Consider the following 17,202-nt stretch of genomic DNA (forward strand, 5'->3'; position numbering starts at 1 on the left):
ATATGCGACTAGAGACTGATAAGCCTTCAGTGCTGGGTAGAGTTCTGAGCGATGGAGAGGCACGCGAACTCGCGGGCAGACGGAGTCTGGCAGGCTTGATGACGGCTGCCGGCCACCTGAGAGATCAGGGGTTCGGGGAGCGAATTACCTATTCGCGAAAAGTCTTCATACCGTTATCGCAGCTTTGCCGCGATGTTTGCCACTACTGCACATTTGCTAAGGCGCCGCGGCATCTGAAGAAAGCGTTTCTGAAGCCCGACGAAGTGCTGGAAATCGCACGGCGCGGCGCTCAAGCCGGTTGCAAGGAGGCTCTGTTCACTTTGGGCGACAAACCCGAAGCGCGCTATGAAATCGCGCGTCAGGAGCTGGCAACCCTGGGTCATCGCTCGACCTTGTCGTATCTGGCTGAGATGGGTCGGCTTGTCCTTAAAGAAACCGGTCTGCTGCCCCATTTCAATCCTGGGCTGATGACTGCGGAAGATCTCGCCATGTTGCGTCCGCACGCTGCGTCCATGGGGATTATGTTGGAGACGGTATCGGATCGCTTGTCGGAACGTGGCAACCCTCACTTTGGGTCGCCCGACAAGTATCCGGCCGCGCGTTTGGCCGCGATCGAAGATGCAGGAAAAGCCAAGGTTCCCTTTACGACTGGGCTACTGGTCGGAATCGGCGAGACCAGGGAAGAGATTGTGGAAGGCCTGCTCGCAATCCGCCGGCTACATGAGGCCTATGGCCACATTCAGGAAGTCATCATCCAGAACTTCCTGCCAAAGCCCGGCACCAAAATGGCGGACGCGCCCGCGTCGGACCTGGAGACCCACCTATGGGCCATCGCGGTGGCGAGACTCATTCTTGGACCGGAGATGAGCATTCAAGCGCCCCCGAACCTGCGCCGAGAGGAGATGGGTTCCTTGATTGATGCCGGGATCAACGATTGGGGTGGTGTTTCGCCGATCACTCCTGATCACGTCAACCCGGAGGCGCCATGGCCGCATCTTGAGGACTTGGCCACCAAGACCGCACAGTGCGGTAAGGTTCTGACGGAGCGCCTGACCGTCTATCCTCAGTACGTGAAGAACGGCGCCGCTTGGTTGGATCCAGAATTGAGATCAAAGGTCCTGCCGCTTGTGGATGCCGCAGGGGAGCTCCGCGAAGACGACTGGATCACCGGTATCTCGACCGAGCCGCCAGCCGCACAGTTAGGCCACTTGATGGCACGCTCGACGCGAACGACCACCCGCGCTTACACGGGCCTGATGCGCAAGGCCGGCAAGGGCATGGCCCTGACCGAAAGTGAGGTAGCATCGCTGTTCGAGGCACGGGGGCGAGATTTCAGCTACCTTTGCCGGACGGCAGATGAGATGCGTGCGCAAAGCTGCGGTGATGCCGTCAGTTTCGTCGTCAATCGCAACATCAACTACACCAACATTTGCTATTTTAAATGTCAGTTTTGTGCCTTCTCCAAAGGCAAGATGTCGGAGAACCTGCGGGGTCGGCCCTATGAACTGGGTTTAGATGAGATTGTGCGGCGCTCTCGGGAAGCCTGGGATCGGGGTGCCAGCGAGGTGTGCTTGCAAGGCGGCATTCACCCAAAATTCACGGGAGAGACCTATCTGTCTATCTGCAGGGCCATTCGCGAGGCGCTGCCGCAAATGCACATTCATGCCTTCTCGCCGCTGGAAATTTGGCAGGGTGCGGCCACACTCGGCAAACCGCTGGACAGTTTTCTCGCAGAATTGAAGGAAGCTGGCCTGAATACTTTGCCGGGGACCGCAGCGGAGATTCTAGACGACGCAGTGCGCGCTACGCTTTGCCCGGACAAGATCAACACGGAGCAATGGTTGTCGGTGATGCGTGCAGCACACGCAGCAGGGCTTAAGACCACTGCGACGATCATGTTCGGGCATATAGACGATACGCGTTCCTGGGCGCGTCATCTGCTTCACATTCGCGCGCTACAGGAAGACACGGGCGGTTTCACGGAATTTGTTCCATTGCCGTTCGTTGCATCCGAAGCCCCGATCTATCTCAAGGGACGAGCACGCCGGGGGCCGACCTTCCGTGAAAGCGTCTTGATGCATGCAGTCGCCCGTATCGTGTTCCATGGACTGATCGACAATATCCAGACCTCTTGGGTGAAGATGGGCCGTAAGGGTGCGCAGTCCTGTTTGCAAGCTGGCGCGAACGATTTGGGCGGCACCCTAATGGATGAGACCATTACCCGATCGGCGGGCGCCAGTCATGGGCAAGAAGTCGTGGCTTCCGATATGGAGAGTTTGATTGCGCAGATTGGCCGTCGCCCCTGGCAACGTTCGACCTGTTACGAGAAGATGCTTAGCGATCGACCGGCGGCAGTGACCGAGGCGGCGTGGCGAAACCTGGCGTGATTTCGTAAATCGATGAGGGTCAGACGACGGTCCCGCTGACCGCATGCTTGTGCTGGAGGATTCGAGCTAATCTCTCGAGGCCACTTTGCAACTGCTCCCGCGTCTCGCAGCCACCAAGGCTGATCCGGAAAGCCTGGATTGAGGGTGTCGGAGAAACTGCAAAATGCGAGGCGGGGGAGATTCTGACCCCCTGGCGCAGGGCTTCAGTGCAGAACTCATCAGCTTGCCAGCCGGCGGGAGCTAGCCCCCACACGTGGTAGCCTGGGAAAGTAACGGGTTTTACGCAGTCCAGAAGCGACGTCGTCAGGGTCACGCGTGCTTTCGCTTCCCGGCGATGAAGGTCTAGGCACTTGTCCATCTGAGACCCGGCTAGAAGGATATCCGCCAGCTCGGCATAGAATAAAGGCCCGATCCATTGTGTGCTGATCAGCGCATCGTGGAATATAGGAAAAACCTGGGGCGGCACGACGGCATATCCCAAACGGAACCCGGGAGTCACACACTTGGAAAAGCTCGTCAGGTAAAGGGTTCGCTCGGGCGCGTAGTGAGCAATCGGGTGTAACTGATCACCGGCCAATGGCACATTGATCGCATCTTCCAAGATGATGGCGTCCGCTTTGCGGCATACCTCGGCCAGCGCGCGCCGCCGTTCCATTGAAAGGCTCGCTGTCGTAGGGTTCTGCGCGACCGTCGTGACGATCACGATCTTGGCCCCACTGTTCCGCAGTTCCCGGCCGACACTATCTGGCAGCAACCCCTCGTCGTCCATATCCGCGCCAATCAGCTTCAGCCCCCGGTACTCGGCAATACGCTTAATGCCGGTGTAGGTGAAAGGCTCGCAGATAACACTGTCTCCTGGTTTGGCCAGCGCTCCGAAAGCGGCCATCAATCCTTGATGCACACCGTGCGTTGGGAGTACCGACTCGACCCCGACATCAAGTCCGAAGCGCGACACCCACTCGGCGCCAGTAGCGCGATGCCGGGAATTGCTGCCGTATGAAGAGTATCCAAAAGCGTCATGGCTGATTTTACGGGCCGCCACTTCTGCCAACGCAGCGTCGAGCAGACCTGCGACCAGATCGCTGGGCAAGGTATTGATACTGAGGTCGACGATCTCGGGAGCCGCACCAGGTAGCGTGGAGCGGTCTTTTACATAGGTGCCGCTGCCAGGGCGGGCGACCACTAATCCACGTCTCGACGCCTCCGCGATCGCACGGGTCACCGTGGCAATGGTTACACCGAACATCCGAGCCAAGTCGCGTTGGGGAGGAAGGCGATCGCCTTCCCTCAGATGCCCCCCGCTGATGCGGTCTTCCAGTGCACCCACGAGGGCAAGATACTTGGGGCCGCTGCCTGTATGTGTTTGCAGTTTCCATTCCGACATCGCGGCACTCATTAGCTCCAGCTATCGCCTATCCCGTTTCAGTACGAACACGTCCTTAGTCGAGTACCTGGGTGTGTAGAACCTCGACAAGTACAGTCATGGCTATCGGGATGCCATGTTACAGGCGGCACCCCAAAGTTCAACGTGTGACACCGGCGCCTGTTTGAGATTGTTGGTGATCTCTGCTCGTTGAATTTTTGAGCAGAAGCATTCTGTGATAAGCATGGTTTATATTGTACTATATTTTTCTAAGATGCAAAGGAAAAGTGTACTATGTTTGAGAAACCGAAAAGATCGGCTACCCAGCTAGTAAAAAAGCGGATGAGGGCAAAGCATCTCAGAACTGAAAGGTTAATTAGTGGCAGATTCTGGGTGTTTTTGCATCCACACAGCGCAGCATCCGGAACGAGGCGAACCCGTAAACTGATTAATCAAGACCACAGCAGACCGGTGGCGCAATGCCACGTATTTTAACAATGTAATAGTATTTTTGTGATTGAGATTATTTTTGCACTAGGTTAATATCTGATCAGTTGGTGTTCGGTAACTGCGATATTCGTTTAATTGAGGAGCTGAAAAATGGTGCGAGTTAGTGTCCCTGCTCTCGTCGAGGGCAAGGCCTACGTTCCCGGGTTGTCCAGGGAATACGTTGCTGAAAAGTATAATATTCCCATGGACCAGATAGCCAAACTCGGCTCCGCGGAGAATCCCTACGGACCCTCGCCCAAGGCGCTGGAGGCTGTGAAGGCCGCCGAGGGTCGGATCGACCTCTATCCGGATTGGACCGCCAAGGCACTGCGCGAGGCTATCGCGAAGCGTTACAACCTTGATCCGGATTGCGTGGTTTGCGGTTCTGGCGAAACGGAAGTGATCGCCATGGTAATCAGAGCATTCGCAGCTCCTGGCGAAGCCATTCTGATGCATGAACCCTGCTTTCCAATTTATCACATTTACTCGAACTGCGAAGGCCGTCGGCCGGTGTTCGTGCCGATGGGGGAAGACTTTGAGCCGATGGTTGATCGCTATATCGAGGCTCTGAAACAGAAGCCACGGATTGCGTTCGTTACCAATCCGCACAATCCCAGCGGTCGCTTCATCGAAGAGAGCGACATTCGCCGGATTTGCGAGGCGGCCAGCAAGGAGACGCTGGTGGTCCTGGACGAAGCCTACATTCATTACACCGAGACCGAGGGTGGGATGCACCTCCTTCCGGATTATCCCAATTTGATCGTGCTGCGGACTCTGTCGAAGGCATACGGGCTTGCCGGTTTGCGCGTTGGTTTTGGTGCGTCCGCGAACCGCGACTTGATCCTTCCGCTTTGGAACATCAAGCCGACCTGGAACATGGGACAGGTACAGGTCGCTGGCGGATCGGCTGCGGTATTCGACGACGAACATGTCGAGAAGACGGTTAAGACCATTGTTGAGATGCGCGACTATGTTACCAAGAAGTTGAGTGGCCTGAACCGTTTTCGCATGGTGCCTGGGTCGCGTAGCAATTTCTTCATGCTGGAGATTCTCGACCCGGCAATTACCTCCACCCATCTTTTCAATGAGCTGTTAAAGCGCGGTATTATTGCGAAGGATGGCTTGGATATCATGAAGGGCGGCGAGCGCTACATGCGTATCGACGTGAACCTCAAGCAACACATGGACCGGTTGGTGTGGGCCTTGGGCGATATCGAGGCGTCGCAAGCAGCTGAGTAATGCTGGCTCTGGCTCTTTAAGCCGCGTCAGCGGGACGATTCCTCCTTGCCGGGAGGTCGGGCGGCATCGGGAAACCATGCCGCCCCTTTTTTGCACACACCGTCGGCCTCTGATCTCCCGTCATCGGCGTTCGGTCCAGTGACGGGGTTGTATGCGACGTGATGGTAGTGCCAAATACCAGAGTTCCCATACGCGTTTGATACTCCCAACCGTCGCAAAGTGATCATGGCGCCACGACACCAAAGTGAATCGGATTCTATTCCGGCCGATGCCTACCGGATGCCTGCGGAATGGGAACCGCACGAACGCTGCTGGATGATGTGGCCGACGCGCGCCGAGATCTGGAGCGATATTGCTGCGACGAGGCGCGCCTTTGCGGCGGCGGCCCGGACAATTCGGCTGTTCGAACCGGTGACAATGGTTGTGTCCCCGGCAGATGCGATGGCGGCCCGTGCGCTGCTGGGGCCGGCGATCGATGTACTTGAGGCGCCTATCGACGACTCATGGTGTCGTGACGCAGGCCCCTGTTTTTTGCTGGATGGCAAGGGTGACCTGGCAGGTGTCGATTTCTGCTTCAATGCGTGGGGTGGCAAGTATCAGGGGTACGCGAACGACGCGGCGGTCGCCGCCCGCATACTGGCGGCGGCGGGTGCCGAAAGAATCGGCTCGAGATTGGTCGCCGAAGGCGGCGGCGTAACTGTCGACGGAGAAGGAACGCTGATCACCACCTTGTCCTGCTTTCCCAACAGCAATCGAAATCCTGATTGGGGTCTTGCTGAGATAGAGGATGAGTTGAAACGCTGCCTGGGCGTGCGCAAGGTGATTTGGCTCCCCGGCAATTCCTTCGACACGGAAACGGATGGCCATGTCGACGGGGTGGCAGTTTTTGCTCGGCCCGGGCTGGTTCTGGTTCAAACGACCGATGATAAATCCCAGCCGGAATATCAAGCTTTTGCGGAGAACCTGGAGGCTTTGCGTGGGCAGACGGACGCGAAGGGAAGGCCACTCCAAGTCATGGAAGTCAAAAGCGCCGTCGGCGCGGATTCGACCTCGATGCGCTTTTGCCGCTCCTACGTCAATTTCTATATGGCCAACGGAGCCTTGATCATGCCTTGCTACGGTGTGGAGGAGGACCGCGCTACGTATCGACTTTTCAGCGAGGTGTTTCCTGAGCGAAAGATCGTGCCTCTCGTTGTCGACGATATTGCATTCGGCGGGGGTGGCATCCATTGCATTACGCAACAACAGCCACGGCGGAATTAACTGACCGAAACGTCGAATGCCCAACCAATATTTTGCCTGACCCGGGGCCTATTTAGGACAGGGCGCGTATAGCCGCGTTCCTGTGAGGATACTTAATGAAAAAGATTGATGTGTTTCTTGCTTTGATGGTGCCGATTCTATGGGGCATGGGGTTTGTCGTTGCCAAGCCCGCGGTCGACCAGTTTCCACCGATTCTTTTGATGGCCATGCGTTTTGGGGTGACGGCCATGTTGCTGGTTTGGTTCGTTCCAATTCCACGGGCTGCTCTGCGTTCTCTGTTTCTGGTTGCGCTCATCGGATCTACCCTACAGTACGGGCTGACTTTCAATGGACTGCGGCTGTTGGATGCAGGGACAACAGCACTCATTGTGCAGGCCGAGGTACCATTCCTATCGCTGATTGCGGCACTATGGCTCGGCGAGAAGCTGGGTCTACGCAAAATCCTTGGAATGGCCGTCGCGTTTGGCGGCATTTACTTGATCGCCGGCGAGCCCCGGTTGGAAGGTAAGGCGGTTGGCATAGGTCTGGTCCTGGCCGGTGCGTTCATGTGGGCGTTGGGACAAGCAATGATGCGGCGCCTGGGCGCCCTTGGCGGTTTTACGGCGATTGCCTGGGTTTCGGCCATGGCAGCGCCGCAGTTGTTCATTGCCTCGCTGATTGTTGAGGCGGACCACCTGACCTACGTTCGATCTGCGGGCCTGGAGGTCTGGGTCGCGGTCTTCTACCTTGGGGCGGTCATGACCGCGATCGGTTATAGCTGCTGGTATCACGTGTTGGGCCGTTACGAAGCGAGCAAGGTGGGGCCCTTCATCTTGTTGACGCCCGTGATGTCGGTGCTAGGTGGCATCCTGTTTCTGGGTGAGACGTTAACGTTGCATATCGTCATTGGCGGAGTTCTGGTGATTGGCGGCGTCGGCATTGTTCTTGTCGAACGCAGAACGCGCTTGAAGCCTGATCCGGCGTTGCAGGAGTAGTGGCTGGGGAGCAATGAGCCGCAGGCGCGAATCTTCGGGGGCCAACCGATAGGCATGGGCGAAGAAAACACGCTTGCCCGGCCTCGCTTTGTCGACCGTCATGTAGTTCATTGAACCTGGTTGTTAGCATAGGACTGGCATATCGGTTGGCTGATTGCCTAGTATCGTCGCAAGCCCGTCCGGTATGAAAACCAGCCAAAGCCCCGAAAGTACCGCCGATGAATCAAGAAACACCGACCTTGATGGAACATGCCTACCGCTTGCTGGAGGAAAAGATCGTCACGCTGGAAATCGAACCGGGCAGTGTCGTGTCGGAAGCAAGCCTGAGCCGTCTGATCGGAATAGGTACGACGCCTATTCGTGAAGCTCTGCAGCGTCTGGCGCGAGAACACCTCGTTCAGATTCTACCGCGGCGGGGCGTTATCGTCAGCAGGATCGACCTGCAGCAGCAACTCGAGGTCCTGGAAGTGCGCCGCGAGCTGGATCGTTTGACGATGCGCAATGCGGCGCGGCGCGCGACATCCAAGGAACGTGCGGCCTTTTCCAGTTTGGCCGACCGGATGGCGCAGGTCGCGGCGGCGGATGATGTTGAAGCTTTCCTCCGACTGGATCGGGAATTCAACGACTTGACGGCGTTAGCTGCCCGGAATGCGATCGCCAGGGAGACTGTAGCTTCGCTTCAACCCATCGCCCGGCGGTTCTGGTTTTTCTATCATCCGGGGTTTTTCGATACGCGTGAGACTGCGGCCCTTCACATTGAAGTACTGAGGTCCATCGTGGGCGGTGATCAGGAAGCCGCCGCGAAAGGGGCGGAGACTTTGATCGATCAGATGGTAAGGATCGCGAAAGAAACTCTGATCTCGGATTGAGAATCCTGGGCTGATTCATCCGACATCTCCAGGTCTGTGAGTTCAGTTGAATCCCAAAGGAATCGGCAGTTGATACATTGACTCTTCGGCTGGCATGCCAGTAGTATGCCAATATAATAATTGGAGGAAGCCATGCATTTGTCCGCCGAAGACCTCAGCAATTATCGCCGCAACGGATTTCTCGTCTATCCGGAGCTGTTCGCCGCCGACGAAGTCGCGGCGATGAAGAATGAGCTGCAGCGGTTGGAAAAAATCGACACCGATCATGTTGTCCGTGAACGCAGCAGCGGATCGGCAAAGACCCTCTACCGCGTGCATGAGGCGGACGGACCGACCGCATCACCTCCTTTTTTTGCCGCTGCCCGCAGCCCGCGGATGTTGGGAACGGCTCAGCAGTTGCTGGCAGACCCGGAGCTATACATCTACCACACCAAGTGTAATCGGAAGGCGGCGATAGACGGCTCCATTTGGCAGTGGCATCAGGATTATGGAACCTGGGCGCACGATGGAACGCCTGCGCCCGAACTGACCACCGGGATGGTCATGCTGGACGAGGCGACGGAGGCAAATGGCTGTCTCTACTTCATCCCCGGCTCACATCGTCTGGGACTGTTGGATGCTGAGCTGGATGACAAGACGACCTCCTACAAGCTTTGGGTCTTACCGAAAGAGCGATTGATCGAGATCATGGAAAAGAATGCCGATCCTGTCGCGATTGTCGGCAAACCCGGCACTGTCGTATTCTTCCATCCGACCATACTCCATGGTTCCGGCCATAATATGTCGCGGCATGATCGGTGGCAGATCTATTACGTGTACAACAAAGTCGCTAATCGCCCGATTAATGTGGATTCCCCCCGGCCCGACTATGTTCGCTCCACCAACTGGAACGCACTCCAACTGGGTGAGGACGATATACTGGGCAAAACGCCTGCCCTGGTTGACTAAGGTGAAGGAGACTGGAATGGATCAGCAGAAGGTCACCGCCAGGGAGCATTCTCCGGTTCTTTCAGAAAGCCAACTGGCCGCCTACCGTGACCGTGGGTTCATCACGATCCGAAACATCTTGGATCAGGACCTGGTGGGCCGTCTCCGGGAAGCGACCCAACGCCTTTGGGATGAAAGTGCGTCGGTGGCGGAGAAGACCCGCTATTACGATATTGCGCCCGGCCACAGCCAGAGCGCGCCGCAGCTTCGCAGGATTTCAAGCCCAACGGAACTTGACATCGTCTTTTGGGAAACGGCCTTCGTGTCACCGTTGGGTGACATCGCCGCCGATCTGGTTGGTGGCGCCGTCAAATTCTATCACTCGAAGATCAATTTCAAGTTGCCTCGAGGCGGCGCTGAAATCGGCTGGCATCAGGATTGGCCGGTTTTCCCCCATACGAACACGAACCTGGTTGCCTTGAGCGTACCGTTGAATCCATCCCGGGCCGGTAATGGTTGCCTCAAGACGATCCCCGGCAGCCACAAGCAAGGTGCTCTAAGCCATTGGTCGGAAGGTAAATATGCATTGAATTGCAATGCCTGTATGACGGAGGAAACAGTGGCTCTGGCCGAGTTCGATGAGGCTGACCCCGGTGACGTCCTGGCTCATCATGGGCTGGTAGTTCATGGGTCCGAGGCGAACCTATCAGATGAGATTCGGACTACGTTGATCGTCCAGTATGCTGCCGCGGATGCTTTTGCCTATACTGCCCCGGTGATCGACAGCATCCACCGCAATGACATGGTGCGGGGCGAAGCTGCAACACATGCCCGGGTGGAGGCGGGAGTGATCGAGCTTCCCCCGGATTTCAGCCGGGGCTACGGGTCAATCTTTAGCCACCAAGAAGGCGCTGCCAAAGCGAGCTGATGGGGCTAGTCGCTGAAGAAGGCGAAGATTCTGCTCTCTATGCTCTCGCGCGGCTTGGCGTCCGCCGGCGCATGAGGGTTATCGAACGCCGTGTGAATGGCGAACCGTGCCCGACCGTCCGTTGCACTGTCGTAGGTTTTCAAAAGCAGCGCTTCATCCAGATCCATGGCCGGGAAGGTGACCCAGCGTTGCTGCGAGTCGTAGTGAGCGAGCATCAACTCGCCGATCCTGTCCTTAGCGATACGTGGCGTTGGGATCAGATCCCCGGGCTTGGCGGAATCAGCGGCGCAGAGAGCCAGCATGGACGTGACGGCCGGGTGGCTGATGGGCCGCCACACATTGACGATCGCAAAACGGCGGGAGAGCAATTCATCCACTTCGCCCTTCATGATATCGCGGACCCGTTGAGGTCCCGACTTTTCGGTATAGTCGTTGTGCACGACGGCCGAAGGTTCGCGCGCACCGCGTGCGCCCCGGGTCTGCGCTGTAGCGGCGCGGCGGGTGTGATCGAAGCAAACGGTCCGCTGTGCGCCGGTTGCCTTCTTCACCAGCGCTTCGACCTCTTTCGCATATATGCGTTCAACCACTAGGTCGTCATAGAAGTCGGTAACGGCGCTTGCATGCCTGACAAGACTGAAACCTTCTCGCTCCAACGTTGGACTATCGCCCAAGCGCCCGTTGGCAATGGTCACAGGATGTTCCGCGTATTCGCCCTCCAGATCGAGCCGGGCCTCCGCCCCTCCTTGGGAGGCACGGTAAACCGGTGCTCGGCTGCTGGGCGCCAGAAACTTTAGGGTCGCTGAATAGCTGTCGGTTGTTGTCATATGAAGCATATAGGTGTGCTCCCCAGGTATCGGCAAGCACCTTTGGCCACTCGATTTTTCCTCACCTTATGACTGGCTCACCGCATCAGCCTGGGGCATGGTTGCCCCGGAGACCAATTGTGTACTCTTATTCATCGTAACCTTAACGCGGTTGTTTCAGCCGTATCACGCTTGCAGTGGAGAGTCGTCGTGAAGGTCATCGTATTGGGTGCCGGTGTCGTGGGCGTTACCACGGCCTACTATCTGGCAAAGCAGGGGGCCGAAGTGCTGGTTCTCGATCGCCAGGCGGCGCCGGGAATGGAAACCAGCTATGCAAACGCGGGCGAGTTGTCTTATGGGATGACATCCCCTTGGGCAGCGCCGGGTGTTCCCCTGAAAGCGCTGAAGTGGCTTTTTATGCGGCACAGACCTCTTTTCATCTGGCCATTGCTCAGCCCTACCATGTGGGCTTGGGGCGCGCGCATGCTGCTCAACTGCAACGCCGCGTCATACAAGACCAACAAGAGCCGCATGGTGCGGATTTCCAACTACAGCCGCGATGTTCTGACGGACTTAATGTCGGAAGTTCAGCTGAACTTCGATCAGCGGGAAAAGGGAACTCTCCAGCTTTTTCGCCTAAAGAAACAGGTAGAGGCTTCGAAGGCCGATCAGGAGGTGCTTTCCGAGTTTGGTTCGCCATTCGAGGTGCTCGACCGCGAGGGATGCATCGCCGTCGAGCCGGGGTTGGCGCGGGTTGCAGAGAAGTTTGTCGGCGGGCTGCGCCTGACGGCTGACCGCACCGGAGATTGCCGTCTCTTCACCCTTGCGCTCGCCGAAAAGGCGGCCGAGATGGGCGTGGAGTTTCGCTACGGCGTGACGATCCATCGGTTCGCCGTGGAACAGGGTCGGATTGATGCCGTGATAACTGATCGCGGGGCCGAGCGGGCTGACCGCTATGTCTGTGCCTTGGGGCCCTACACGCCAACTTTGTTGAATACCGTGGGGATTCGTTTGCCGATTTACCCGATCAAAGGCTATTCGATTACCTTGCCGATAACCAATCCCGACGCCGCGCCGCAATCGACGATCATGGACGAGACCCACAAGGTTGGTATCACGCGCTTGGGCGATCGCATTCGGGTTGCCGGGCAGGCCGAGATCATCGGTTACAACAAGAAGCTTGGACGCCGAGCGACGGACACCGTGCGCCATGTCGTCAACGACTTGTTTCCCGACGGTGGCGATCTTCGGCAGGCGGAAGGTTGGACCGGCCTCAGGCCCATGACACCGGACGGAACGCCGGTGATCGGGCCGACGCGCTACGAGAATCTATTTCTCAACAGCGGGCACGGAACGCTGGGCTTCACCATGTCTTGTGGGTCCGGCCGCGCCGTTGCCGATGCCGTGCTCGGTAAGACGCCGGAGATATCTTTCGAGGGCCTGACGGCGGAACGCTATGGCCAGTGACCGGCTGTTTCTGAGAACGGGAGTGCAAGATGAGCAACAAGCTCCATGAAGTGGGCCCGGCGCCGAGTGCTTTCGCGCGATTCTGGAGCTCTTAGGTTGGCGATAGCAGTTTGAAGGAATACCTCGGTAGCCGATGACATGGAAAACGCAACCCACCCAAGGATTACATTCGGGCGTTTGCCGGACGTCTCACCCCGTGAAATTCTAGCCCACATGTCAGATCCGCGTATTGCGGAGCACCTGCCGCTTCTCGGTTCGGCCAAATGGGACAGCGACACCGTCTCCAGCTTTGTCGCCGCCAAGGAAGCCTATTGGCATCGTGACGGTCTGGGTCATTGGGCCATATGCGCCAACGGCCGCTATGCCGGTTGGGGAGGCTTTCAGAAAGAGGGCGAGGAGTGGGATTTCGGGCTGGTGCTGAAGCCCGAGTTCTTCGGGTTAGGGCTGCGCATCATGAAGATGGCGATCGCATTTGCGCGAACCGACGCGCGAGTACCCTCTATGACTTTCCTCCTGCCGCCGTCACGCAAGCACCTGAGAGCGCTGGACCGCCTCGGCGCGCGATTTGTCGGTGAAACCGCGTACAACGGTGAGCCCTTTAGGAAGTATCAGTTGGATATTCGCTAACCGCTTCCTTGATTCTGGACGGCTGTCGGAACCTCGGGGAAGTCCGGAGCAGGCTCCGGACCTGGACAGCACAAGACTCCGATCAGCCGTCGTTTGGCGGGCCGAACCCACCGCCACCGGGCGTTTCAATCAGCACACTGTCACCTGCCTTTACATCGATATTCTCATTGCCGCCGAACGCTTCGACTGTGCCGTCTGCCCGGATTACACTGTTGCGTCCGCAGGCGCCCGGCTTGCCGCCTTTTAGGCCATGTGGAGGAACGATCCGATGGGATGTGAGGGTCGTTGCCGTCATCGGCTCCAGGAAGGTCAAACGACGTCTGACTCCGTCGCCGCCGCGGTATTGCCCTGCGCCACCGGATCCGCGCCGAATGGAAAACTCTTCCAGGCGAACCGGGAAACGCCATTCCAGGACTTCCGGGTCGGTCATGCGGGTGTTGGTCATATGGGAGTGAACAGCATCCGTGCCGTTAAACCCCGGACCCGCGCCGGTACCGCCACAGATCGTTTCATAATTTTGTAGCTTCGCGTTACCCCAAACGAAGTTGTTCATCGTACCTTGTGACGCAGCCAGAACCCCCAGGGCACTGTAAAGCGCATTGGCGACGGCCTGGCTGACCTCGGTATTGCCTGCGATCACGGCGGCTGGGTATTTTGGGTTTATCATTGAGCCTTCAGGGACAATGACGGTCAGGGGGCGGAAACACCCCTCATTCAGAGGAATGTCCGTGCCCACAAGCGTACGGAACACGTACAAGACTACGGCGTGGCAAACCGAAAGCGGGGCATTGTAGTTTCCGCTGTCCTGTTCCGAGGTGCCGGTGAAGTCGATGACGGCGGTCCGGTTCTGGCGATCAACCTTTATATCGACCTTTATCTCCGCGCCGCTGTCCATGGGATACGTGAAGTTGCCGTCCTTCAAAGCGCTGATAACGCGCTTTACGGAAATCTCCGCATTCTCCTGGACGTGGCTCATGTAGGCCAGCACGACGTCCAACCCGAACTGGGCGATCATCTTCCTGATTTCGCGCACGCCGGTTTCATTGGCCGCTATTTGAGCGGCTAGATCGGCCATGTTGTCACTCACGTTGCGACAGGGATAGCGCCCCGAACTAAGCAGCGCTCTGGTTTCCTCGCTGCGCAAGCGTCCCTGGTCGACGAGTTTGAAATTCTGAATCAGCACGCCCTCTTCATCGATGTGGGTGCTGTCTGGAGGCGCAGAGCCTGGTGTGCTGCCGCCGATGTCGGCGTGATGGCCACGCGAACCAACATAGAAAAGGATTCTTTCGCCCGCTTCATCAAACACCGGCGTGATGACAGTCACGTCCGGCAAATGTGTGCCGCCATTAAAAGGGTCGTTCAGCATAAACACGTCGCCGGGCCTCATCTGCCCCGCATTCTCGCGCAAGACCGTACGGACGGATTCACCCATAGATCCCAGATGAACCGGCACGTGTGGGGCGTTGGCGACGAGCCCGCCGTCGGCGTCGAAGAGCGCACAAGAGAAATCAAACCGCTCCTTGATGTTCACCGAATAAGCGGTGTTCGCCAGGGTCGCGCCCATCTGATCGGCGATCGACATAAAGAGATTGGAGAAAACCTCCAACATGACAGGGTCCGCCGCGGTACTAATGGATTCAGTGGCTTCAGACAGTGTTCGACGGGTTAGTATGAGATTGCCGGTTGCATCGCATGCGCCATCCCAGCCCGCCTCGACAATCGTCGTGGCGATGCTTTCAGAAATCACCGCCGGGCCGGAGACTTTTTGCCCTGCCAGAAGATCCTCTCGATGGAATACCGGAACAGTGGTCGGCTTGCCGGCAACAGTCATTGTTACCTGATCTGCGGGCGTTGGGTCAGTGGTGGCACTATCTAGGAGCGGAATCTGAACGCGATCCGTAGAGCCGACGACTTCAACATCCAGCTTGTCGATGATTAAGTCCTGGTTTTCGCTTGAGAAGCCGAACTGTGCACGGTGAGATATCTCAAATGCTGCGCGCATGGCCTCCCGCGTATCAAGGTTCACGCTCAAGGTGCGGTGTGAGCCAGAGTAGCGCAGATGTGCGTGTCGTAGGACCTTCATCGCCGCGTCATCAACACCCTGTGCACGCACTTCAGCGCGGGCGTCTTCGATCAAGCCTTCGATGATTGTGCTTGCTTGGTCCAGATCCTCCAAGGGCCGCTGGAACTGGTGCTGTCGGATGGTGCGGATTTCCGCAAGGCCCATGCCCAATGCTGAAAGCACCCCTGCAAAGGGGCTGAGAAACACACTGCGCATGCCGAGTGATTCGGCAACCAAACAGGCGTGCTGTCCGCCAGCGCCGCCAAAGCTGTTCAGGGTGTAACGCGTGACGTCGTGGCCACGCTGGACCGAGATCTTCTTAATGGCATTGGCCATGTTCTCGACCGCGATGCGCAGAAATCCTTCGGCGAGTTCATAGGGGCTTCTGAGGGCCTCGCCCGTCTCGGCGGCAATCTCCTTTGCCAGCACCTCGAATTTACGGCGCACGACATCGGCGTCCAGGGGTTGGTCGCCGTTCGGTCCGAACACGGGAGGAAAATGCGCGGGCTGCAGTTTCCCCAACATGACGTTGCAATCGGTCACCGTTAGGGGGCCGCCGCGTCGATAGCAAGCCGGGCCTGGGTCCGCACCGGCACTCCCCGGGCCAACCTGAAAGCGTCCATCTCGGAACTGTAGGATCGAGCCGCCACCCGAAGCGACGGTATGGATGTCCATCATTGGCGCTCGCAGCCGTACGCCTGCGATTTCTGTTTCGAAGCTGCGCTCGAATGTGCCGCCGAAATGGCAAACGTCGGTCGAGGTCCCGCCCATATCAAAACCGATTATCTTCTCAAAGCCTGCCTTGCGGGCGGTTTCGACCATACCGACCACGCCGCCTGCCGGACCCGACAGGATCGCATCCTTGCCTTGGAAGAAAGCGGCGTCGCTAAGCCCACCATTGGACTGCATGAACAACAGCTGCTCGCAGCCGCCGCTTTTTGCGTCGAGAGCGTCACTGACAAGCGCAACATAGCGCCGCAGTATTGGGCTGAGATAGGCATCTGCGACAGCAGTATCCGCGCGTCCAACCAGTTTCATCAGCGGACTTGCTTCGGCACTGACGGTTATCTGCGTGAAGCCGATCCGTGCAGCGATTTCCGCCACCTGGGTTTCGTGGACAGGATTGCGATAGCTGTGCAGCAAAGCGATTGCGACGGCGCGAATACCATCGTCATAGGCAGACTGCAGATCCGCGGCAACAGCCTCCGCTTCGAGAGGGCGTAATACAGACCCGTCGGCAGCGAGGCGCTCCGGCACCTCGATCGCGCGTTCATAGAGCAGTTCGGGCAGCTGGATGTTGAGGTCGAAGATCTTCGGGCGGTTCTGATAACCGATCCGCTGCAGATCTTTGAATCCCTGCGTAATGGCTAACAGCGTGCGTTCACCTTTGCGTTCCAAAAGGGCATTGGTAGCCACGGTCGTACCCATCTTGACGGCACGAATCGTGCCGGCGGGAATGGGTTCGCCCGGTGCAATTCCAAGAATACTGCGAACACCAAATACGGCAGCGTCTTCGTAGCGCTCCGGGTTTGTGGACAGGAACTTTTGGCTGGTCAACGATCCGTCCGGGTGCTTGGCGACTATGTCGGTGAAGGTGCCGCCACGGTCGACCCAAAACTGCCATTGACCGCTGGTGCTCATTATTAATCTCCTGTCACGTTGTGTACCGCCTGCCGCATTGACGAATTATATACACGAAGTATTATATTAATGGCAATGAGATTCCAAACCTCTTAGGCATGATTTTGCCCATTCGATTGTTCTTGCATTCATGCAGGCTTAATAATATACAGATTGTATATTT

At 57.5% G+C, this 17,202-nt stretch carries 12 protein-coding genes; 9 read left to right on the forward strand and 3 right to left on the reverse strand.

Features of this window, described 5'->3' with window-relative positions:
• Positions 1-2 precede the first annotated feature (2 nt).
• Positions 3-2,387 (forward strand): 5-amino-6-(D-ribitylamino)uracil--L-tyrosine 4-hydroxyphenyl transferase CofH, encoded by a 2,385-nt coding sequence (gene cofH, locus ABIE63_RS06045; protein ID WP_354503563.1) that lies wholly within the window; start codon positions 3-5, stop codon positions 2,385-2,387.
• 19 nt (positions 2,388-2,406) lie between these two features.
• Here cofH and ABIE63_RS06050 read toward each other — a convergent pair whose 3' ends face one another.
• Positions 2,407-3,771, reverse strand: a complete 1,365-nt coding sequence (locus ABIE63_RS06050) for a PLP-dependent aminotransferase family protein (RefSeq protein WP_354503564.1) — start codon at positions 3,769-3,771, stop codon at positions 2,407-2,409.
• 579 nt (positions 3,772-4,350) lie between these two features.
• Here ABIE63_RS06050 and ABIE63_RS06055 point away from each other — a divergent pair.
• The 6 genes from ABIE63_RS06055 to ABIE63_RS06080 all read left to right on the forward strand — a co-directional run bounded on the left by ABIE63_RS06055 (position 4,351) and on the right by ABIE63_RS06080 (position 10,439).
• Positions 4,351-5,478 (forward strand): histidinol-phosphate transaminase, encoded by a 1,128-nt coding sequence (locus tag ABIE63_RS06055; protein ID WP_183415057.1) that lies wholly within the window; start codon positions 4,351-4,353, stop codon positions 5,476-5,478.
• A gap of 225 nt (positions 5,479-5,703) precedes the next feature.
• Positions 5,704-6,741, forward strand: coding sequence for an agmatine deiminase family protein (locus tag ABIE63_RS06060; RefSeq protein WP_354503565.1), 1,038 nt, complete (start codon positions 5,704-5,706; stop codon positions 6,739-6,741).
• 95 nt (positions 6,742-6,836) lie between these two features.
• The gene (locus ABIE63_RS06065; RefSeq protein ID WP_354503566.1) at positions 6,837-7,715 is read left to right on the forward strand and encodes an EamA family transporter; all 879 of its coding nucleotides are present in this window, start codon (positions 6,837-6,839) and stop codon (positions 7,713-7,715) included.
• Positions 7,716-7,933: 218 nt separating this feature from the next.
• The gene (locus ABIE63_RS06070; RefSeq protein WP_354503567.1) at positions 7,934-8,584 is read left to right on the forward strand and encodes a GntR family transcriptional regulator; all 651 of its coding nucleotides are present in this window, start codon (positions 7,934-7,936) and stop codon (positions 8,582-8,584) included.
• A gap of 132 nt (positions 8,585-8,716) precedes the next feature.
• The gene (locus ABIE63_RS06075) at positions 8,717-9,532 is read left to right on the forward strand and encodes a phytanoyl-CoA dioxygenase family protein (protein ID WP_183415060.1); all 816 of its coding nucleotides are present in this window, start codon (positions 8,717-8,719) and stop codon (positions 9,530-9,532) included.
• Positions 9,533-9,548: 16 nt separating this feature from the next.
• Positions 9,549-10,439, forward strand: coding sequence for a phytanoyl-CoA dioxygenase family protein (locus ABIE63_RS06080; protein ID WP_354503568.1), 891 nt, complete (start codon positions 9,549-9,551; stop codon positions 10,437-10,439).
• A 5-nt stretch (positions 10,440-10,444) separates the two neighbouring features.
• Here the strand turns inward: ABIE63_RS06080 and ABIE63_RS06085 are convergent, their stop codons facing one another.
• A complete protein-coding gene (locus ABIE63_RS06085; RefSeq protein ID WP_354503570.1) occupies positions 10,445-11,272 on the reverse strand; it encodes a CmcJ/NvfI family oxidoreductase in 828 nt (275 codons plus the stop codon).
• 180 nt (positions 11,273-11,452) lie between these two features.
• Between ABIE63_RS06085 and ABIE63_RS06090 the strand changes: the two genes are divergently transcribed.
• Positions 11,453-12,709, forward strand: coding sequence for a D-amino acid dehydrogenase (locus ABIE63_RS06090; protein WP_354503572.1), 1,257 nt, complete (start codon positions 11,453-11,455; stop codon positions 12,707-12,709).
• Positions 12,710-12,847: 138 nt separating this feature from the next.
• Complete coding sequence (locus ABIE63_RS06095; protein ID WP_354503573.1) at positions 12,848-13,336, forward strand: GNAT family N-acetyltransferase; 489 nt, start codon at positions 12,848-12,850, stop codon at positions 13,334-13,336.
• 82 nt (positions 13,337-13,418) lie between these two features.
• Here the strand turns inward: ABIE63_RS06095 and ABIE63_RS06100 are convergent, their stop codons facing one another.
• On the reverse strand, positions 13,419-17,039 hold the full coding sequence (locus ABIE63_RS06100) for a hydantoinase B/oxoprolinase family protein (protein ID WP_354503574.1): 3,621 nt from the start codon (positions 17,037-17,039) through the stop codon (positions 13,419-13,421).
• Positions 17,040-17,202 lie beyond the last annotated feature (163 nt).

Source organism: Limibacillus sp. MBR-115 (assembly GCF_040549425.1).
GTDB lineage: Bacteria > Pseudomonadota > Alphaproteobacteria > Kiloniellales > CECT-8803 > Limibacillus > Limibacillus halophilus.